The following is an 18,329-nucleotide window of genomic DNA, read 5'->3' on the forward strand; positions in this document are numbered from 1 at the left end:
TCTGATATGTATTTTCAGTTCAGGGACAGTGACGCCAGCATCGCTTCGAGCTGTACGCGCTCGTTCGCACCCTCGGTGATGCGGAAGTCGGCCTCGCCGACGCGTTCGAGGACGCGAACCGCATCCTCGTCCTCCAACTCGAAGTCCCATATCGAGCGGTGGAGTTGGTCGATGATGTCCCCGCCCGCCATGCCGCGCTCGGTCAGCAGTTCGTCCAAGATGGAGCGTGCGCGGGTGAAATCCCCGTCGATGGCGTGTCGAACCATCTCCTTGATGTCCTCGGGGCGGGCCGTGCTGGTGATGACGAAGACGCTCTCCTCGTCCACCTGTTCGCCCATGACCGCGGCGGCTTGCAGGGCGTTGATGGCTTTGCGCATGTCGCCGTCCGCCGCGTACACGAGGGCGTCGATGCCGTCCTCGGTGGTTTCGATTCCTTCCTCGTCCGCGACGTAGCGGATGTACTCCGCCACGGCGTCGTCCGGAATCGGGCCGAACCGGAACACCGCACACCGCGACTGGATGGGGTCGATGATCTTCGAGGAGTAGTTACACGACATGATGAACCGCGTTCGCTTCGAGAACTGCTCCATCGTTCGGCGGAGGGCGGCCTGTGCGTCGCTGGTCAGGGAGTCCGCCTCGTCGAGGAAGATGATCTGAAAGTCAACCGCGCCGGGGTCGTGGCGGGCGAAGTTCTTGATCTGGTCGCGCACGACGTCGATACCGCGCTCGTCGGAGGCGTTCAGTTCGAGAAAGTGGCTCTGCCAGCTATCGCCGTACAACTCCTTGGCGATAGCGACGGCACAGGTCGTCTTGCCGATACCCGCCTGTCCCGAGAAGAGCAGGTTGGGCAAGTCGTTTTGCTCGATGTAACTCGCCAGTCGAGCGGTGATGTCGTCGTGACCAGCCACCTCGTCGAGGGTCTGTGGTCGGTACTTCTCGACCCAGATGGTGCCGCGTCCGGGGACGCTTTCCGCGTCGGCCTCGCTCATGGTCCAGCAAAGGAACCTATCGTTCTTAAAGCCCCCGAGAATCTACGCTGGCGGTTCGGAATTCCGGTGGGTGACGGCCGTCGGTTAGGCCGCCGATTCCGGCGTGAAAATCCACGATTCTCGTGGATAACGACTCAATTACTATTCTCCCGGAAATCGACACCTTGGACCATGTGCGCACTCGTAACTCGTCGTAGACTCGTTCCGATCATCGTCCTCGTGCTCCTTCTCGCCATCGCACCGGCGACGGCGGCGGCGGAGCAGACGCGGACCGGTGGAACCGTCGTCGTCGGACAGGGCCAAACCGTCAGCGGTGGCCTCTCCGCAACCGCCGGGACCGTCGTGATTCGCGGCACGTCGACGGTAATCTCGACGCGTTTTCGGGTAACGTCCTCGTCGCCCGAACCGGAACCGTCAACGGCGACGTGTCGGCGTTCGCCGGAAACGTCCGTATCGAGGGCACCGTCAACGGGAACGTGGACGCCCAGACCGGCAACCTCGTCGTCGCCAAAAGCGCGACGGTCGGACAATCACTCGAAGGGGCCTCGGGTTACACCCTGATTGCTGGAACGGTCAACGGCGACGCTCAAGTCGCGGGCGATACGCTCACGCTCGCCAACTCGGCGAACGTCGGCGGCAACCTCGTGTACGACGTGAACGAATTCAACCGGCAAAACGGCGCGACCGTCGGCGGAACCGTCCGGCAGGACGAGTCGTTGACGGACGCCGGTCCCTCGCCGATACCGAAAATTCCAGGCTGGGTCGGCGCGGTGTACGGTTTCTTCGTGAATCTCCTGCTCGGAATCGTGCTGCTGGCGCTGTTCCCGACGTTCTCCGATAGCGTCGCGGACAACGGCCGAACCAACCCGTTGTTCTCCATCGGGGTCGGCATCCTCTTTCTCGTCCTCGTCCCCATCGTCCTTCTCGTCTTCGCCATCACCGTGATCGGGATTCCCATCTCGATTCTCGGTGCCATCGTCTTCGCCATCTTCCTCTGGATCGCGTCCGTCTACGGGTCGCTCACACTCGGTGTCTGGTTGCTCTCGCTCGCCGACTCGGGTGGACACTGGCTTGGATTGATTCTCGGTCTGTTCGTGGTCGCAATCCTCTCCCGAATCCCGGTCGTCGGTGGAATCTTCACCTTCGTCGTCCTGCTGTTGGGTCTCGGGGCGCTGGCCGCCGCCCTCTGGTCGCGCTATCGCGGACGGCGGAACACGCCGGAGTACATGGAAGCCCCCACAGGCGGTGACGAGGAGACGCCCGCAGACTAACTTTTAGCGCGTCCTACTGATTCTCAACACTCTCCATCGACTTCCCGCTCGAACCTGTCGATGAACGTCTCCACGAACGCCCGTCGTTCGTCGGCCACGCGTCGGCCAGCGTCGGTGTACATCCGCGACGGAAGTCGGAGAATCTTCTTGTGGAAGTGGTTCATCGACGTCGCACCCGCCCGCGTTTCGTCGGCGTCGAGCGGCATACCGGGGTCGTGCATAGTGTTGCGGTGCTCGCCGCCGTAGCAGAAGACGCGCGCGATACCGACGGCACCGAGCGCGTCGAGGTTGTCCGCGTCGGACAGCAGTTTCGCCTCCAGCGTCTCGGGTTCCACGTCGTTCGAGAATCGATGGGCGCGAATGCAGTGTTGGACGGCACGGATTTCGTGCTCCGCCGCCCCGAACTCCGCGAGAATCCCTTTTGCCTCCTCGGCACCCCACTCGGCGTGGTCCTCGATTTCGCCGCGGTCCTCGCGCCCCCGGCCGATGTCGTGCAACCACACCGCCGAGAAGAGGATTCGTCCGTCCGGGTCGTACTCCGCGGCGAGCGTTTCGGCGAGATTGGCGACCCGTTGAACGTGATGCCAGTCGTGTGCGGGGGCGACGTTCTCGAAGTAGGGTTTCACACGGGGTCGGACCGCCTCGGGAAGGGTTTCCGTCATGGTTCGTCTCCCCTATCGATGGTTGTGACGATGCCATGAAACCTTGTTTTCGATTCACTCGAACGGGATTACATCGCGTCTTCGAGGGCCGCCCGAAGCGGGGTGGCGTCCCACTGCTCGTCGTAGCGTTCCCCGTTGATGAAGAACGTCGGCGTTCCGATCACGCCGCTTTGAGCACCCGAAATGATATCTTCGTGAACTCGGTCGCGGTACGCGTGTCGTTCGAGGTCGTCGTCGAACCGAGCGAGGTCGAGGTCAAGGGTTGCGGCGGCATCCCGCAATTTTGTCTCCCCTATCTCACCCGGTACCTCGAAGAGCAGGTCGTGCATCTCCCAAAACTTCCCCTGTGCCGCCGCCGCTTCCGCCGCTTCCGCCGCCTCCTCCGCGTGCGGATGTAGCTGTGAAAGCGGGAAATGCCGGAAGACGAACCGCACTTGGTCGTCCATCGTCCGTCTCAGTTCTTTCACCGCCCGCTGTGCACCCCCACAGTACGAGCACTCGTAATCACCGTATTCGACGAGTGTGACGGGTGCATCGTCGATTCCGTCGATGTGGTCGTTCCGATTAACCGGTACAGCAAGCTGTGAGACGCGTGATTGACTCATGGTTCCCCCGTCTACCCTACCGCTAGCATCGGTCATAGACCTATCTCACGGACGAGAATACGCTCCCGAGAATCGAGATTCGAGGGTTATCTCGCGAACAACTGCCGAGCGTCGTCCACGGCCTCGACCAGTTTATCGACCTCTTCGCGGGTGTTGTAGATGTAGAAGGACGCCCGCGCGGATGCCGCGACGCCGAGTTTGTCGTGAAGCGGTTGGGTGCAGTGGTCACCGGCGCGGATGGCGACGGCGTGGTCGTTGAGGATGCTGGAGAGGTCGTGGGCGTGAACGCCGTCCACGTTGAACGAGACGAGGCCGCCGCGGTCGTCGCCCGGCGGGCCGTAAATCTCCACGTCGCCCTCCTCGGTCAGGCGGTCGTAAGCGTACTCGGCGAGTTCCTCCTCGTGGCGCTGGATACGCTCCATGCCGATGTCGTCGAGGTAGTCGGCGGCAGCGGCCATGGCGATTCCTTGCGCGATGTTCGGCGTTCCGGCCTCGAACTTCCACGGCAGGTCCTCCCACGTCGAATCCTCGTAGGTGACCTTTCGGATCATCTCGCCGCCGTAGAGGTACGGTTCCATCTCCTCCAGGATGTGCTCCTTGCCGTACAGGCCGCCGATGCCGGTCGGGCCAGCCATCTTGTGGCCGGAGAAGGCGTAGAAGTCGGCGTCGATGGCCTCGACGTCCACCGGGCGGTTCGGGACGGCCTGTGCGCCGTCGACGAAGATGAGGGCGTCGTGGTCGTGTGCGAGGTCCGCGAGTTCGCCGACGGGGTTCGCCGTTCCGAGCGTGTTCGAGACGTGGACGACGCTGACCATCTTCGTGTCGTCGGTGATGAGTTCCGCGGCGGCGTCCATGTCGAGATACCCCTGTTCGTTCACGGGGATGTACTTCACGTCCGCGCCGGTCTTCTTGGCGAGTTGCTGCCACGTCACGAGCGACGCGTGGTGTTCCATCTCGGTGAGGACGACTTCGTCGCCCGGGCCGAGTTCGTTCAGTCCCCACGCGTAGGCGACGAGGTTCTCGGATTCGGTCGTGTTCTTCGTGAACACCATCTCCTCGCGCCCGCTCGCGCCGATGAACTCGGCCATGCGGTCGTGAGCCTCCTCGTAGGCGATGGAGGCCTCCTGGCTCAACTGGTGGATGCCGCGGTGGACGTTCGCGTTGTAGGTCCGGTAGTAGTCGCTGATGGTATCGACGACTTGGTCGGGCGTTTGGGTCGTCGCCGCGTTGTCGAGATACACCACCTGCTTGCCGTTGAACTCCCGCTGAAGAATCGGGAAGTCCTCCCGGATGCGTTCGACATCCAGTGTGTCCGACTGCTGTGATTCCATTAGGTAATGATTGGAGTTCGAGTGGGAACACTTCTTCGGTCTCCCCAAGCCACACCGCTATCTGGTTCGGGCTTTCGGTTGGCAACGGACGTTAAGACCCTTCAGTTCATAGGTCCGCTATGGTTTCGAAACGACGCTTGGTCGGCAATCTACTCTTTCTCGCCCTCCTGTTCGTCGGCCTCTTTCACACGTTTCTGACAGTGGCATTCCACGCTGGCTACCTACCAGTCGCTATCGGAACGGTCGTCGGTTCCCTCCTCTGTCTCATCGCGGTGAACGTCCCGGCGTATCTCGATTAGTCGATCAGTCGAATAGAAATAACAGTCCGCTTTTCGGCGCTTACATCCGCAGGAACTGCGCGTGTCGAGTGGAGTCGAGTTCGAGGACGTTCGTCTCGTCCACGAACCCGGCGTCCACCGCGAGCGCCACGGCGTCGGTGCCGACGATGTTGGCCACGTTGGCCCGCGTGAGGCTGCTTACGACTTCGTCCTCGTCGGCCTCGTCGCCGCCGTAGAACTCCTCGCTGACGGTGAACGAGAGGTCGCCGTTTTCGAACGTCTCGCCCAACACGTCGTCGTCACAGACCGCGACCAGCAGCCCTTCGCCCGTGTCGCGCTCCTTGAGTATCATTCCTGGATCAACTCTTCCTCGGCCTCCCGTCGCATCTCCTCGGCTTCCTCGGCGAGCTTTTCGGCCTCTTCGTCCTCACCCAACTCCTCCAGCGCGCGGGCCTTCTCCTCGATGACCTGCGCGTTCCGGAAGCCGAGGCGAATCGCGTTGTCGAAGCAGTTCACCGAATCCTCGACCAGTCCGCGTTCGAGCAGGAAGAAGCCGCGGTTGAACCACGCTTGCGGGAACCGCTGATCGATCTCGACCGCCCGCTCGGAGTGTTCGAGCGCCTGCTCCGTTCGGCCGGATTCCCAGAGCGCGTACGCGAGGTTCGTCTCCGCCGTCGCGGCGTGTTCGCTGTCGTCGTCGATGTGCAGCGCTTCGCGGTATGCGCCGATGGCCTCGTCCCACTCCTCCAGTTCTGCGTGGGCAACGCCTTTGTTCGCCCACGCTTCCTGTGCGTCGAGGGAGTCCTCGTCGGCGAACCGCGCCGCCCGCTCGAACGTCTCGGTCGCCTGCTCGAAGCGGTTGATCTGCATGTAGCTCAGCCCGACCTCCATGAGGTCGGAAACCGAAACCCTGTCCCGCGGAATCGCCTGCTGGTCGAGGAGGTCGGTCACGACTCGGGAGTCCACCGGGTCCACCTCGTCCGGATTCACTTCGAGTTCCGGCGGGTCCAAGTCGAACTCATCGTACGGGTCGTCGAAGCCTTGTCCCTCGGAGAATTTGTGACTTCGCTCGTCGGTCATTACATCCCGCTTGGTGCGGCGCACTGTTAAGGACTGCGCCACGAGGACGGCGAGAATCGAGATTCTGGGATGGTAGCCACTGAAGGGCGTTCCAATCAAAATCAACCCCCTCCCTTTCAGTCGTCCAATCGCGCCAACACGGCTTCCGGATCGTAGCGCAGCGACAGCGACCGCGACCGCCCGCGGCCATCGACGTTGGTGTAGGTGGCGTCGATGATGCCGAGTTGGTCGAGTTTGTTGATGATCTCCGAGTAGCGAGTGTAGCCCAAGTCGGTCTGGTCGTGGAACACGTCGTACACCTCACCCGCCTGCTCGCCGTCGTGTTCGGCGATGACGCGGACGAGGGTGACCTCGTGATCGCTCAGTGCGTGCAGGCTGTGCGAGAGGTGGACGAACTTGGACTTCTCGTAGGCGTCCTCCACGTCCTGCGAACTCACGGTTCGACTGGCGCGCATCTCGGCGTTCAGCCCCGCCCGCCGGAGCAGATCGATGCCGACGCGCAGGTCGCCGCTCTCGGACGTGAGTTCCGCGACGCGCTCCAGCACGTCGGGGCCGATGACGCCGTCGTGGAATCCACGCTTGACGCGCTCGCCGAGGATGTCGATTATCTCCTGGCGGTCGTACACCGGGAAGTACACGTCCTCGGGCCTGAAGACGCTCTGGACGCGGGTGTCCAGTTCCTCGATGACGTCGAGGTTGAGGTCGGACGAGATGACGAGAACGCCGATCTTCGCCCCGCTGTGGGCCTCGTGAGCGCGGAGGAGCGAATACAGCGTGTCCGACGCCTCTCCCTCGTAGAACAGGTAGTTCACGTCGTCCAGCGCGACGACCAGCACCTCGTCCTCCTCCACCAGTTTGTCCGTAATTTGTCGGAACAGCTTCTTGAACGAAATGCCGCTGGACGGCGGTTCGTAGTCGAAGATACCCTCGAAGATGCGCGAGAAAATCGCATAGCGCGTCGAATCGACCTGACAGTTGACGCGAACCGTCCGTACGTCCGTCTGGGCCGATAGTTCGTCGAACAACTTCTGGACGGACGTCGTCTTGCCAGTCCCCGGCGGCCCGCGTGCCATCACGTTGAGTGGACGCGACCCGCGAACTGCTGGCCGAAGCGCGTATTGGAGGCTCTGTGTTTGGGATTCGCGGTGTTTGAACGTCTCCGGAATATAATCGATTTCGAAGACGTGCTCCTCGCGGAACACCGACTCGTCCCACGACAACATCCCCTCCTCGGGGTCGTCTGCCATCACTTTCACCACGCTCCCGTAGCTACTTAATCCTTCGCCAGCGACAAAAGAGGTCGAACACAGGCGTTTGAGCTATCAGATCTGCTCTATTGCTCCTTGGACGTCATTTCTGTCCATCGACATACCGTGCTTTTCCTGGGCGTGTTCTTGCACCATATCGATGATTTCTTGCTCGTCGTTCGCCCGTACCATAAAGTCACAATCCTGTTGCGTACATTCGAATTCTTGTGCCATGATGAATCTCCCCCCGTTTCGGGGCACAAACGGGAACGGTATACTGATAGGTAACCGTTCTGGCTGTCGAAACGAGGAGAAGCGGTCAATCACGCTCGCTCACAGGACCTGTAACACGAGGCCAGCAGTGGATAGCACCGCCCCCAGAACGGCACAGTAAGTCAGTGGGCTTTTGGCGGCGGGTCCCCCCGCCTCGTCCGGCCGAAGCGTACCGTAAATGCCACCGACTATGATTCCGAGGGCGGCGACGCCGGTCACGAGCGATACGACGGTGAGGGGTCCCGGAAGCGATTCGGCGACCCACCGTATCGAGACGCTGATTCCGTACACCGCAAGAGCGACCCAAAAAACCCGAGACGAGGACATGTACATCTAATTCTCCAGCCAACCGAAAGTATATTCCGGAGGGTCACATCCCGCAGTTGGCGACGACCCCTAACCGAACTTCTCCAACAGGCGCTCGTAAAAGCCGTTTTCGCCTCCGTCGGCCAGTTTCTCCACGATGAGTTCGGGTGTCGAACGAGCGAGGTGGTCCTTGACCGGCGAGCGCTCCACCACGAGTTCGCCGTCGACCAACCCTTTCGCTTCGATTCCGTCGACCGCGACGTCGTAGTTCGCCACGGCCCGAATCTCGTCGGCGAGGTGTGAGACGAATACGCCGGTCACGTCGCGCTCGCCGAGTTCCTCCAGAATCCCCGCGATGATCTTCGCGCTCGCGCCCGGTTCGGTGATGCTTTCGAGTTCGTCCACCAGCACGAGTCTACCCGTCTCCCCGTCGGCGAGGGCGGCGAACTGTCGGAGCGTGCTCTCGAACGCGCCAGCGTCCAAGGTACCCTGCGTCTTCCCGTGGTAGTGCAGTTCCTCGAATCGCCGCAGTCGAACCGATTCAGCGGGAACTGGCAGGCCCATGTGGGCGAGGATGACGACGAGCGCCACCAGATCCAGCGTCGACGTCTTCCCGCCGCTGTTGACGCCCGAGAGCAGTGCCACACCGGAAACGCCGTAATCGACAGGGTCCACGTCCTCGAACGCCACGTCGAGGAGCGGCGAGCGCCCGCCGACGATGTCGAAGCCGTCCCCGTCGAAATCGGGCATCGTGCAGTCGAAGTCGCGGGCGAACCGTGCGACGGCCAACTCGACATCCAGTTCGAGCGCGGCGCGAACCAGTTCCCTCGCCGCCTCCCGTTCGTCCGCGAGTTCACGCGCGAGTTCGCGCTTGTGTCGCGCCGCGCGGCGTGATTTCTCCGCCGTCAGTTGCTCCCGAAGCCGCGAAATCACGCCCTCGTCGTGTTCGACGGGAAACGTCGGGTCGTCCGAGAACGCCTGTCGAGCGAGTTCGGATTCGCCCGCGTCCAGCGCCAGCGTCTCGATCAGATGCTCGCGGGCGGCGTCAACCGCGGCGTCGTACTCGTCGTTCAGTTCGCGCGAGAGGAGCGAATCCACCCCCGCGCCGCGTTCGACCAGCGAGAGCAGGTCGGAGCCTTCGATGGTCACGTCCTGCTCCCGAATCGCCTCGCGGAGTCGGTCGTTGGCGACGTTTTCGGCCATCGAGACGCCAGCGTCCAGATCCGAAATCGCGTCGGTCAACCGGGAGAGTTCCTCGTCGCCCGTCACGCCGCCGTCCGCGGTGACGCGGGCCAACGCGGATTCGAGTCCGTCGATGTCGAGCGGTGCGTCCAATCCCGCGACGCGATGAACCTCGGCGGCCGCGAGCAACGTCTCCCGATTCTCGGCGAAGAAGGCCAGCGGTCGTTCGGGAACGAGTTCCACCGGGGTGTCCAACGCGTCGGGTTCGACGCGAACGTCGCCGTCGATGGCGACGCCCGTGAACGCCTCGTCCAGCGCGACGACGGTCGAGTAGCCACGTGCGAGTTCCGCCAGTTCACGCGTGTCCTCCACGACCTCTATCGGCAGTTCCGGGATCGACTCGCGCGCTTCCGCGTACCGTTCGGCATCTGTCGTCGCCAGACAGCGGTCGTTGACTCGAACCCCCCGCGGACTCGATAGCGGTTCGACGCCCGCCAGCGCGTCGCGTACGTCGGCCGTCGGCGTTCGGTCCATCGCCCGACGGGTGAACTCGTGGACCTCCTCGATTCGGGACGCGGTGGAACTCGGGTACAGCGTTTCGAGGCGCTTCTCGGCGTACGTCGTGGCGGCGCGCGTTTGCACCAAGGAAAGCACGTCGCGGTACAGTTCGCGCGCTCTATCGGTTGCGAGAAAGCCACCGCCGTCGTCGTGTCGAATTCTGATGGCACCGCGCGCGATGGCGGCGGCGCGTCCTTCCGTGATGCCCGGCGCTCGCGCGAGCGTGGCGACGTCGCCGGTCTCCAGCGCTCGCTCGGCGTTATCCAGTTCCGCGAGCGCGTCGGCCGTCTTCGCACCGACGCCGGGTACCGCCTCGAACTCCATTCGCTCCGTGATATTGCGGCATACATAAAAAACGTTCCCGACGCGCATCGATCGGCGGTCGTCCGCTACCGTGGGGAGTCGGATCGGTGGAATTCGATGTACTTTCCCCCTCCAACGTGTTTTTGCCGGTCCACAACAATCACGAGGTATGTCGACCATTGACGAGAAACTGACCGCCGCGAAAGCCGACCTCGCGGACCGCGACGGCGTGCTCGTCGCGTTCAGCGGCGGCGTCGATTCGAGCGTCGTCGCCGCCATCGCATACGACGCGCTGGGCGACGACGCCGTCGCCTGTACCGCGAAGAGCGAAACACTGCCGGAAGCCGAACTCACGGATGCAAAGCGGGTCACCGATGAGATCGGCATCCGCCACGAAATCGCCGAATTCAGCGAGTTGGACGACCCGAACTTCGTCGAGAACGACGACGAGCGATGTTATCACTGCCGGACGATGCGCCTCGGTTCGATGTTCGAGGCGGCGGCGAAACTCGACATCGGGGTCGTCTGCGACGGGACGAACGCCGACGACGTGAGCGCGGGTCACCGCCCCGGCCTCCGCGCCGTCGAGGAACTCGACGCCTACTCGCCGCTTCTCCAGCACGACATCTCGAAATCGGAGGTGCGCGAAATCGCCGAGCGGTACGACCTCTCGGTCGCCGACAAACCCGCGATGGCGTGTCTCTCCTCCCGAATCCCGACCGGATTGGAAGTGACCGAGGAGCGACTTTCGCGCATCGAGCGCGCCGAAACCCTCCTTCGCCAGTGGGGGTTCACCCAGTTCCGCGTCCGCGACCACGACGGACTCGCCCGGATCGAACTCGGCGAGGCGGAACTGTCGCGGGCGCTGGACGAGGAGTTCGTTCGCACCGCCCGCGACCACTTCGCGGACCTCGGCTTCGACCACGTCACGCTCGACCTACACGGGTATCGGACTGGAAGTGTGAGTCCGGAGGGCGATGCGCGTGAACCGGATGGTGAGCGCGCGTCGGATAGTGAGCGGGGAGCGCGAGACTCCAACGGAGTCTCGTACGAGCGGTGAAATCGCCGAGCAAAGCTCGGCGGTCAGCCAGACTCCGTCTGGCAAAACCGCGAGTAGCGACCCGCGAACAAGAGGGCGATGTTCACTCGGCGACTGGCGAGTGAACATCGAAGAGCGAACGGTGTCCGAGGAAACGAATCTGACACGGTGAACCGCTGATCGAGGACGGGTTCAGTGCGGACTCGGGGACTGGCGATCCATAGAAAGCAGCGCCGGGCGTTCGCACCCAAAGGGTGGCAGTTTGCTGGCACGCGAACTGCGGTCTGTAGCTGCTGGCACGCGAGCTAAGGGCAGGTACGAACGCTACCACTACATTGAGGGCTGATCCCCTTAGTTATATACCGATTACAGCTATCGAAAGCTCCCATTGTGTAGCTCAACGAGAATGGGTGGACCAAAACTGTGTCAAACGGTCACCTGCCCGTCCATTTTAGGAGGAGCAGAGTTCCCTCGAACAGACCGACCATCGTGATCGCGACGAGGAACGGGGCCATTCCCGTCGGGTCGGGGCTGAAGAGGAAGGCGAACCCGGCGAACGCACCCCAGAAGTACAGGCGTTTGCTGGCCATCCACTGGCGTGTCGTCAGTCCCATCATGATGGCGAGCATGATGAGGAGCGGAATCTGGAAAACGATGGCCAACACGCCCATCATCATCAGGATGAGGTTGAACGTTTTCGTCAACCCGAAGGCGATGCCGACGTCCGCGCTCGACGTGTACGAGAGGAAGTATTTGAAGATGGCGGGCAGGATGAGGAAGTCGGCGAAACAGAGCCCGACGAACGCGAGGACGAGGCTGGTCGGGACCGCGGCGAGGTAGTAGCGTCGCTCGTTCGGGTAGAGTCCGGGGCGCATGAAGAGGTACGTCTCGTACACCATGACGGGGAGCGCCACGACGAGGCCGCCGAGGCTGGCGACTTTGAGCTTCGTCATCACGAGCGCCAGCGGGGCGTAGATTCGCGGTCGGGTGTCCTTCGCGACCGGCAGGATTTGATACCAGAGGAAGTTGATGATGTGGTCCGCGGTCGGAAGGATGAGAAGGGTGACGACCGCCGCGATGACGATGACGACGGCGAGTCGTTTTATCATCTCCTCGACGTGGTCGGCCAGCGGCATCTCCTCGTCCTCCATCGGCTGACTCGGCCGCTCGACTGCTTGCTCCGGGTCCTCTGGCTCGTACAGGTCTTCGTCCGGCGGCGCCGGCGCTTCTTCCGACGCCGGGACTTTGGACAGATTACTACCTGCCGTCGCATCCGATTCTTCGCCCATTCACCCGAGGATAAGCAGCCGTATTATTATAGGCTTTCTTCATCTCGCGAGACGGGAAGATTGATAACTGACACGGGGCTACCATCCCCAAGCAATGTCTACCTCGGGGAACAGTCTCATCGGCGAGGATACGGCGAGAACGGTTGCTTCAGGCCGTGAAACCATTGGCGGCCTATTGAGAACGGCACAGAAGGAACTCCAGAAGGTTTTCATCGTCTTCGTCATCGGGTTTCTCGGCACGTTCTATAGCATGTCGTGGGTGGTCATCCCGTTCCTCCGCCACGTGACGAAATCCGGGATGTCACCCGAGATACGGAGGCACGTCAACATCGTCGCCGTAACGCCATTCGACGTCATCCTTCTTCAGGCAAAAGTTGCGATGTTCGCCGGAATCGCCGTCTCCATCCCCGCTCTCCTCTACCTCGGCCGAAATTCGATCCGGGATCAGGATTGGTATCCCGATGCCTCCATCTCCTACTGGAAAATCATCCCGCTGGTGTTGCTCGGAATCCTGTTGTTCGTCGGCGGGATCGCCTACGGCTACTCCGTCTATCTCCCGATAATGTTCAGCTTCCTGGCGAAAAACGCCGTGAACGCCGGTTTGAATCCAAAGTACGGTATCGTACAGTGGATCGAATTCGTCCTCATCATCTCCCTTTCGTTCGGTCTCGCAGCGGAACTCCCGCTGATCATGAGTTCGCTGAGCTACTCGGGTATCGTGCGCTACGAGACGTTCCGTGACAAGTGGCGGTACGCCGTCCTCATCATCTTCGTCTTCGGTGCCGTGGCCTCGCCGCCCGACCCGTTCACGCAGGTGATGTGGGCGGTTCCGCTCTGTCTCCTCTACGGGTTCAGCCTCTACCTGTCGAAGTTCCTCGTCACCATCAAACGGGGAAGCAACGAGGTGAGTCCGAGGACGGCGATTCGGGACAAGTGGAACTACATCGCCGGAATCACGCTCGTCGCGGCGGCGGCGGCGTACCTGTTCATCACGCAGAACGGCATCGACTTCGTGAACGAACAGCTCCTTTCGGGACTCCCGGCGAAGTACCGTCCAGCGCCGTTCCCGCCGATACAACAAGCCATCGGCGTCCCGCGCGAAACGGCCGTCGTCCTGACCGCCGTCGCGGTCGCGCTCGTCGCGCTGATCCTCGCTACGCTCTACTTCCTGTTTACCTCCCTCGAAGAGAGCGCGGCCATCGGTCAGTCCACTGGTCTCGACCCGTACGAACTCGACGCGGCGGGTATCCGTGCCGCTCCGCCGGAACTGTTCGCCGAGATGGGCGAGGGCGAGTCGGTCGAGTACGCCCGCGCCGCGATGGATTCCGACCAACCCGAGAAGGCACAGGCCATCCTCGACCGCTACGACGCGGCACAGGAAGCGAAGGAGGCCGACGCGGCGGTTCAGACGGGCGAGAGTGATCCCGACGCACCCGAGGGCGAAGCACCACTCGCCGAGGACGTGGCACAACAGAGTACCGAGCAGGAGGGGAACGTCTTCCAGCGCACCACGGCGGGGATGGCGAGCGCGTTCACCGACGACGAGACGACCGAGGACGACATCGGCGGCTACTACTACGACTTCGCGTTCATCGCCCAGAGCCTCATGTCGAAGATGTTCCGCATCGTCATCGTGTTCATGCTCGTGCTCGCGGGCGTCTTCGTCTACCTCTATCAGGGTGGTATCGGAACCATCAACGAGGACTTCACCAGTCGCGTCCCGGCGGCCGTGACGGCCGTCGCCGGTAACGGACAACTGCTCAACGTCGTGACCCTCCATCCGGTCGAGGCGCTCATCTTCGAAGTGAAGATCAGCACGCTGCTCGCCGTCGTGTCCGTGCTCCCGATGGTGCTGTACTACGGATGGCCCGCGATGAAGGAGCGAAACCTCGTCCGCGGGAACCGAAACGTGTTCTTCGCGTGGGGTGGCGCGCTCTTCGCCGGTCTCCTCGTCGGCAGCTACATCGGCTACACCATCGTCGCGCCGGAGATCATCTCGTGGCTGGTCATGGACGCCCACCGCGCGGACATGGTCATTTACTACCGAGTGAAGGCGTTCTTCTGGCTGGTCTTCCTCACCACGGTCGGTATCGGCCTTCTCGCCGACATCCCCGTGACGATGTTCCTGTTCCACTGGGGCGGCATTCTCAACTTCAAGACGATGTTCGAACACTGGCGTCCGGCCATCATCGGCATCTTCGTCATCGCCGCGCTCGTGACCCCGGACAGCCTGTACACGCTGTTCCTCATCGCGATTCCCCTCTCGGTCGCCTACCTCATCGGTCTCGGCGGCCTCTGGGTCGGGACGCTCGGCGGTCGGCGCGCCTGACGGTGCGCTTAAGTATTCTTCACGGAATACCACGGTATGAGCAAGATAAGCGTCGAGATACCCGACGAACTGCTCGCCGACTTGGACGACCACGTCGGCGACGACGGTAAATTCGTGAACAGAAGCGACGCCATTCGTGCGTCGATCCGGAAAATGCTGGATATTTTGGACGAGATAGACGAACGTCACGGACGACTCGAAGATGACTGAGAGAGTGCAACCGGGGTCCGCGCTCGCAACCGGTCAACTCGTCCTCACCGGGTTGTTCGTGACGGCGCTGGTGACGGCACAGCTCACGGCGGCGAAAGTGCTCCAGTTCACGATTCCGCTCTCGCTTCCGGTCACGGGCGACGCGCTCGTTCTGCCGGGGGCGGCGCTGGCCTACGCGCTGACGTTCTTCGCGTCGGATTGCTACGCCGAAGTGTACGGGCGGAAGGCGGCCCAGCGACTCGTCAACGTCGCTTTCGTGATGATATTCGTCATGCTCGTGCTCGTCTGGTCCACCATCGAGGCACCCGCCGCACAGTCCAGCGTGGACCCCACGAAGTTCCAGACCGTCCTCAGCGCGAGCACGAACATCGTGATTGGAAGCCTCTGTGCGTACGTCGTCAGCCAGAACTGGGACGTCATCGTCTTCCACGAAATCCGCGAACTCACCGACGGCGACCACCTCTGGGCGCGCAACATCGGTTCGACGGCGACCAGTCAGGCCATCGATACGGTCATCTTCGTCGGAATCGCGTTCTACGCGCTCCCCCGATTCGCCGGTATCGGTCCGGAAATACCGACGAGCGTCGTCCTGTCGCTCATCGTCGGCCAGTACGTCTTCAAGCTGTTCGTCGCACTCCTCGACACGCCCTTCGTCTACGCCGTCGTGGGCTATCTGCGTTCACAGACGAACGCCGGTCGAGTGCCGAGTTCGGCGGACTGAAAATCAGACGGAAGTGATTCGGTGATGGACGACGAGAACCGTTAGTCCAGTCGCTGGGCGAAGCCGAACTTCGGCTTCACGTCCTCGACGCGGATTTCGACGGTTTCCCCTTCCTCGGTGTTCGGCACGAACAGCGTGTACTCCTCGACTTTCGCCACGCCGTCGCCTTCGCTTCCCACGCCTTCGATGGTCACTTCGAGTCTGTCGCCCGCTCTGACGGGTGCAGTGAGGCGCTTGCGGGCGACGAGGTAGACCTCGGAGGACTCGTCACGCGAGGCGTCGGGACTCATCGTTCGGACGTACTCGAATTCGGGTTCCATGTCGTCGCGCAGGTCGTCCAAGTCCGGTCCCTGAAACACTTTGACGACGAAGTCGCCGCCCGAATCGAGCAGTTCGAGTGCCGTTTCGAACGCCTGTCGGGCGAGGTACACCGAGCGAGCGTGGTCGAGGCTGTACTCGCCGGTCATGTTCGGTGCCATGTCGGAGAGGACGACGTCGGCCGAACCGGCGACGTCGATGACTTCCTGTTGGGTTTCCTCCTCGGTCATGTCGCCGCGGATGGTCTCGACGCCGTCGATGGATTTGATTCGCTGGAGGTCGACACCGATCACGGTTCCGTCGTCGCCGACTTCCTCGGCGGCGACCTGCAACCACCCACCGGGGGCCGCCCCGAGGTCGACGACCGTCTCGCCCTCGTGGAGGAGATGTGCGGATTCGTCCAACTGCTTCAGTTTGTAGGCCGCCCGCGAGCGGTAGCCTTGCTGCTTGGATTTGTTGTAGTAGTGATCTTTACGGGCCATTTGTTAGGAATGAGTTGTCTACGAGGATGTTTACGCCCTTCGTTGTCCGTCGCTCTCCGTGGCGTCCCACCGTTCAAAAATCGTAACTGGCCGACGAGGAACGCCCCGTCAGCGGTATTCACACTCGTCCTGATGACGAACGAGGTCGGATTTGTTCTTCCCGCCGACGAAGACCTTCTTCTTGCAGTAGTTGCACACTCCCCATCGAGGGTCGTCTTCGTCGAGCGTGTATTCTTCTGGCCGCCACTCCTGCGACATATTTCTTCAGAGTACCTTCTAGCGTAAAAAGTTTATCAAAAATCTGTATATTATCTCTTGTAATAATGGGGTAGCGGTGGTATGATTGTCCTCCGTTCGATGGCGTGGTGCGCCCTCAATATGCACATGCCGCGCGCGCGAACGGATGACTTTTATGCCACCCTTTCATACCCCCTATCAACATGTTCAAGGCTATCGTGAGCGCAGATACGCTCCGGACGACAATCGATTCCGTGGGCGTTCTTGTGGATGAATGTAAAATCCACTTGGAGGAGGATGGCCTCACTATCAAAGCAGTCGACCCGGCCAACGTCGGCATGGTTGACCTCCAACTCGACGCCGAAGCGTTCGAGTCCTACGAGTCGAACGGCGGTATTCTCGGCGTCAATCTCGACCGCCTCGAAAGCGTCGCAGGCATGGCTAGCTCCGACCAACTCATCGAGATGGAGTTGGACGAGGAGACGCGAAAACTCCACATCAAGATCGACGGCTTGGAGTACACCCTCGCGCTCATCGACCCCGATTCCATCCGCCAGGAACCCGACATCCCGGACCTCGATCTCTCCGCTACCATCGTCGTCGAAGGGTCCGATATCGACCGTGCGGTCAAAGCGGCCGACATGGTGTCCGACCACATCGCCCTCGGCGTGGACGAGGACGACGAGTTGTTCTACGTCGAAGCGGAAGGTGACACCGACGACGTCGATCTGAAACTCGACCGCGACGACCTCATCGACCTCACGACCGGACCCGCCCACTCCCTGTTCAGTCTCGACTATCTCAAGGACATGAACAAGGCCATCCCGAACGACGGCGAAGTGAGCATCGACCTCGGCGAGGAGTTCCCCGTCAAACTTCACTTCGAAATCGCGGAAGGCATGGGTCAAGTGACGTACATGCTCGCACCGCGCATCCAGAGCGACTGAAAACAGCCTCGACGACTCTCGTACCTCTCGTTCTACAGATTCCGGTCGATAACGGCCTTCGTCGCTTCCGCCTTCTCCTTCCAGCCATAGCCGACCTCGTAGACGTGACGCTTGTTCTCGACCAGTTCTTCGGGCGTGGACTCCTCGAATCCGCCGCGTCCCCACGTTCCGCTCTTGTGCAGCCACTCGACCACGTTTTCACGCGTCTCGGGCCACGACAGGCCGACCATCTCGTACCACGCGACCATGGCGAAGACGGCGTTGTCGTGACACCCCGGTACGCTCCCCTTCTCGTAAATCGTCCGCATCGGCTCGAAACTCGGTTCGGAGACGGTTTCGCGGAACTCGTCGCCGGTGAGCAATCGGAGCGCACCGTCGCTCTCCACGACGCGCTTTTCGTGTCGAAGTCGGTCGAGTGCGGCAGCGTGGGTCGCATCCCACCGTCCGTGAACCGTTTCGCGGAGTTCTTCCTCGGGGAGGGAGTCGGCCGATAGGATCGAGACGATGTCCGTGTACGCCTTTTCGATGTTCGTCCACGGCTCCCCGTCGAATCGGCAGTCGGGGCCGTGGAGGTTCGTCGTGGTCCGACAGTCGGGACAGGGATAGTCGAAACGTGGCACGCAATTCCGTTCTCACGCGTCGGTAATAGGTGATTGGATTCGGCCGAATCGA

The 18,329-nt window shown here is 61.9% G+C and carries 22 protein-coding genes; 7 read left to right on the plus strand and 15 right to left on the minus strand.

All coding sequences use genetic code 11. From position 1 onward, the window contains the following. Positions 1–14: 14 nt before the first annotated feature. Both A4G99_RS05490 and A4G99_RS28600 read right to left on the minus strand, forming a co-directional pair. Positions 15–989: a replication factor C small subunit gene (locus A4G99_RS05490; protein WP_066140444.1), complete on the minus strand. Its 975-nt coding sequence runs from the start codon at positions 987–989 to the stop codon at positions 15–17. 134 nt (positions 990–1,123) lie between these two features. Next, positions 1,124–1,519, minus strand: a complete 396-nt coding sequence (locus A4G99_RS28600) for a hypothetical protein (protein ID WP_255359049.1) — start codon at positions 1,517–1,519, stop codon at positions 1,124–1,126. Between A4G99_RS28600 and A4G99_RS05495 the strand changes: the two genes are divergently transcribed. Continuing rightward, on the plus strand, positions 1,415–2,260 hold the full coding sequence (locus A4G99_RS05495; RefSeq protein WP_342764450.1) for a polymer-forming cytoskeletal protein: 846 nt from the start codon (positions 1,415–1,417) through the stop codon (positions 2,258–2,260). The two genes, A4G99_RS28600 and A4G99_RS05495, sit on opposite strands and share 105 nt — an antisense overlap. Positions 2,261–2,283: 23 nt before the next feature. Here the strand turns inward: A4G99_RS05495 and A4G99_RS05500 are convergent, their stop codons facing one another. From A4G99_RS05500 to A4G99_RS05510, 3 genes are all read right to left on the minus strand, one after another. Further along, entirely contained in the window at positions 2,284–2,922 is a 639-nt protein-coding gene (locus A4G99_RS05500) for an HD domain-containing protein (protein ID WP_066140445.1), read from the minus strand. 68 nt (positions 2,923–2,990) lie between these two features. Continuing rightward, a complete protein-coding gene (locus tag A4G99_RS05505; protein WP_066140449.1) occupies positions 2,991–3,527 on the minus strand; it encodes a DsbA family protein in 537 nt (178 codons plus the stop codon). Between the two features lie 86 nt (positions 3,528–3,613). Continuing rightward, a complete protein-coding gene (locus A4G99_RS05510) occupies positions 3,614–4,858 on the minus strand; it encodes an aminotransferase class V-fold PLP-dependent enzyme (protein ID WP_066140453.1) in 1,245 nt (414 codons plus the stop codon). A gap of 119 nt (positions 4,859–4,977) precedes the next feature. Between A4G99_RS05510 and A4G99_RS05515 the strand changes: the two genes are divergently transcribed. Continuing rightward, a complete protein-coding gene (locus tag A4G99_RS05515; RefSeq protein WP_066140458.1) occupies positions 4,978–5,157 on the plus strand; it encodes a hypothetical protein in 180 nt (59 codons plus the stop codon). 40 nt (positions 5,158–5,197) lie between these two features. Here the strand turns inward: A4G99_RS05515 and A4G99_RS05520 are convergent, their stop codons facing one another. The 6 genes from A4G99_RS05520 to A4G99_RS05535 form a co-directional block, all read right to left on the minus strand. Further along, a complete protein-coding gene (locus A4G99_RS05520; protein WP_066140465.1) occupies positions 5,198–5,488 on the minus strand; it encodes a DUF424 domain-containing protein in 291 nt (96 codons plus the stop codon). Next, the gene (locus tag A4G99_RS05525) at positions 5,485–6,216 is read right to left on the minus strand and encodes a tetratricopeptide repeat protein (RefSeq protein ID WP_066140468.1); all 732 of its coding nucleotides are present in this window, start codon (positions 6,214–6,216) and stop codon (positions 5,485–5,487) included. Before A4G99_RS05525 ends, A4G99_RS05520 begins: the two co-directional genes overlap by 4 nt. A gap of 116 nt (positions 6,217–6,332) precedes the next feature. Further along, positions 6,333–7,463 carry an ORC1-type DNA replication protein gene (locus tag A4G99_RS05530; protein WP_066140474.1) on the minus strand — a complete coding sequence of 377 codons (1,131 nt, stop codon included), beginning with the start codon at positions 7,461–7,463 and terminating at the stop codon, positions 6,333–6,335. Between the two features lie 75 nt (positions 7,464–7,538). Continuing rightward, a complete protein-coding gene (locus tag A4G99_RS24295; protein ID WP_082837713.1) occupies positions 7,539–7,697 on the minus strand; it encodes a DUF1059 domain-containing protein in 159 nt (52 codons plus the stop codon). 99 nt (positions 7,698–7,796) lie between these two features. Further along, complete coding sequence (locus A4G99_RS25080) at positions 7,797–8,063, minus strand: hypothetical protein (RefSeq protein ID WP_190303695.1); 267 nt, start codon at positions 8,061–8,063, stop codon at positions 7,797–7,799. A gap of 69 nt (positions 8,064–8,132) precedes the next feature. Continuing rightward, a complete protein-coding gene (locus tag A4G99_RS05535; RefSeq protein WP_066140477.1) occupies positions 8,133–10,106 on the minus strand; it encodes a DNA mismatch repair protein MutS in 1,974 nt (657 codons plus the stop codon). Positions 10,107–10,254: 148 nt separating this feature from the next. On the opposite strand from A4G99_RS05535, the gene larE reads away from it, so the two are divergent. Continuing rightward, a complete protein-coding gene (larE, locus tag A4G99_RS05540) occupies positions 10,255–11,145 on the plus strand; it encodes an ATP-dependent sacrificial sulfur transferase LarE (protein WP_066140479.1) in 891 nt (296 codons plus the stop codon). Between the two features lie 413 nt (positions 11,146–11,558). Here larE and A4G99_RS05545 read toward each other — a convergent pair whose 3' ends face one another. Next, entirely contained in the window at positions 11,559–12,413 is an 855-nt protein-coding gene (locus tag A4G99_RS05545; protein ID WP_066140483.1) for a twin-arginine translocase subunit TatC, read from the minus strand. A gap of 94 nt (positions 12,414–12,507) precedes the next feature. Here A4G99_RS05545 and A4G99_RS05550 point away from each other — a divergent pair, with 94 nt between their 5' ends. Genes A4G99_RS05550 through A4G99_RS05560 form a run of 3 tightly spaced genes read left to right on the plus strand, consistent with a single transcriptional unit; the run spans position 12,508 to position 15,673 of the window. Then, complete coding sequence (locus tag A4G99_RS05550; protein WP_066140487.1) at positions 12,508–14,742, plus strand: twin-arginine translocase subunit TatC; 2,235 nt, start codon at positions 12,508–12,510, stop codon at positions 14,740–14,742. Between the two features lie 36 nt (positions 14,743–14,778). Beyond that, positions 14,779–14,952: a ribbon-helix-helix domain-containing protein gene (locus tag A4G99_RS05555; RefSeq protein WP_066140492.1), complete on the plus strand. Its 174-nt coding sequence runs from the start codon at positions 14,779–14,781 to the stop codon at positions 14,950–14,952. Further along, a complete protein-coding gene (locus A4G99_RS05560) occupies positions 14,945–15,673 on the plus strand; it encodes a queuosine precursor transporter (RefSeq protein ID WP_066140496.1) in 729 nt (242 codons plus the stop codon). The genes A4G99_RS05555 and A4G99_RS05560 overlap by 8 nt, the downstream gene beginning before the upstream one ends. A 41-nt stretch (positions 15,674–15,714) precedes the next feature. On the opposite strand, the gene A4G99_RS05565 is transcribed toward A4G99_RS05560, so the two are convergent. Then, positions 15,715–16,473 carry a 23S rRNA (uridine(2552)-2'-O)-methyltransferase gene (locus A4G99_RS05565; RefSeq protein WP_066140499.1) on the minus strand — a complete coding sequence of 253 codons (759 nt, stop codon included), beginning with the start codon at positions 16,471–16,473 and terminating at the stop codon, positions 15,715–15,717. A 108-nt stretch (positions 16,474–16,581) separates the two neighbouring features. Beyond that, the gene (locus A4G99_RS25735; protein WP_190303696.1) at positions 16,582–16,731 is read right to left on the minus strand and encodes a hypothetical protein; all 150 of its coding nucleotides are present in this window, start codon (positions 16,729–16,731) and stop codon (positions 16,582–16,584) included. Between the two features lie 182 nt (positions 16,732–16,913). On the opposite strand from A4G99_RS25735, the gene A4G99_RS05570 reads away from it, so the two are divergent. Then, positions 16,914–17,657 carry a DNA polymerase sliding clamp gene (locus A4G99_RS05570; RefSeq protein WP_066140502.1) on the plus strand — a complete coding sequence of 248 codons (744 nt, stop codon included), beginning with the start codon at positions 16,914–16,916 and terminating at the stop codon, positions 17,655–17,657. Positions 17,658–17,689: 32 nt separating this feature from the next. Here the strand turns inward: A4G99_RS05570 and A4G99_RS05575 are convergent, their stop codons facing one another. Then, entirely contained in the window at positions 17,690–18,277 is a 588-nt protein-coding gene (locus tag A4G99_RS05575) for a hypothetical protein (protein ID WP_066140505.1), read from the minus strand. Positions 18,278–18,329 lie beyond the last annotated feature (52 nt).

The organism is Haladaptatus sp. R4 (genome assembly GCF_001625445.1).
Lineage (GTDB): Archaea > Halobacteriota > Halobacteria > Halobacteriales > Haladaptataceae > Haladaptatus.

Coding starts and splice junctions, on each gene's coding strand:
- A4G99_RS05510 (WP_066140453.1), bottom strand. CDS start 4,858: ATGGAATCACAGCAGTCGGACACACTGGATGTCGAACGCATCCGGGAG.
- A4G99_RS05545 (WP_066140483.1), bottom strand. CDS start 12,413: ATGGGCGAAGAATCGGATGCGACGGCAGGTAGTAATCTGTCCAAAGTC.
- A4G99_RS05515 (WP_066140458.1), top strand. CDS start 4,978: ATGGTTTCGAAACGACGCTTGGTCGGCAATCTACTCTTTCTCGCCCTC.
- A4G99_RS05565 (WP_066140499.1), bottom strand. CDS start 16,473: ATGGCCCGTAAAGATCACTACTACAACAAATCCAAGCAGCAAGGCTAC.
- A4G99_RS05500 (WP_066140445.1), bottom strand. CDS start 2,922: ATGACGGAAACCCTTCCCGAGGCGGTCCGACCCCGTGTGAAACCCTAC.
- A4G99_RS25080 (WP_190303695.1), bottom strand. CDS start 8,063: ATGTCCTCGTCTCGGGTTTTTTGGGTCGCTCTTGCGGTGTACGGAATC.
- A4G99_RS05535 (WP_066140477.1), bottom strand. CDS start 10,106: ATGGAGTTCGAGGCGGTACCCGGCGTCGGTGCGAAGACGGCCGACGCG.
- A4G99_RS05570 (WP_066140502.1), top strand. CDS start 16,914: ATGTTCAAGGCTATCGTGAGCGCAGATACGCTCCGGACGACAATCGAT.
- A4G99_RS24295 (WP_082837713.1), bottom strand. CDS start 7,697: ATGGCACAAGAATTCGAATGTACGCAACAGGATTGTGACTTTATGGTA.
- A4G99_RS05520 (WP_066140465.1), bottom strand. CDS start 5,488: ATGATACTCAAGGAGCGCGACACGGGCGAAGGGCTGCTGGTCGCGGTC.
- A4G99_RS05550 (WP_066140487.1), top strand. CDS start 12,508: ATGTCTACCTCGGGGAACAGTCTCATCGGCGAGGATACGGCGAGAACG.
- A4G99_RS05530 (WP_066140474.1), bottom strand. CDS start 7,463: ATGGCAGACGACCCCGAGGAGGGGATGTTGTCGTGGGACGAGTCGGTG.
- A4G99_RS05505 (WP_066140449.1), bottom strand. CDS start 3,527: ATGAGTCAATCACGCGTCTCACAGCTTGCTGTACCGGTTAATCGGAAC.
- A4G99_RS25735 (WP_190303696.1), bottom strand. CDS start 16,731: ATGTCGCAGGAGTGGCGGCCAGAAGAATACACGCTCGACGAAGACGAC.
- A4G99_RS05555 (WP_066140492.1), top strand. CDS start 14,779: ATGAGCAAGATAAGCGTCGAGATACCCGACGAACTGCTCGCCGACTTG.
- A4G99_RS05490 (WP_066140444.1), bottom strand. CDS start 989: ATGAGCGAGGCCGACGCGGAAAGCGTCCCCGGACGCGGCACCATCTGG.
- A4G99_RS05560 (WP_066140496.1), top strand. CDS start 14,945: ATGACTGAGAGAGTGCAACCGGGGTCCGCGCTCGCAACCGGTCAACTC.
- A4G99_RS05525 (WP_066140468.1), bottom strand. CDS start 6,216: ATGACCGACGAGCGAAGTCACAAATTCTCCGAGGGACAAGGCTTCGAC.
- larE (WP_066140479.1), top strand. CDS start 10,255: ATGTCGACCATTGACGAGAAACTGACCGCCGCGAAAGCCGACCTCGCG.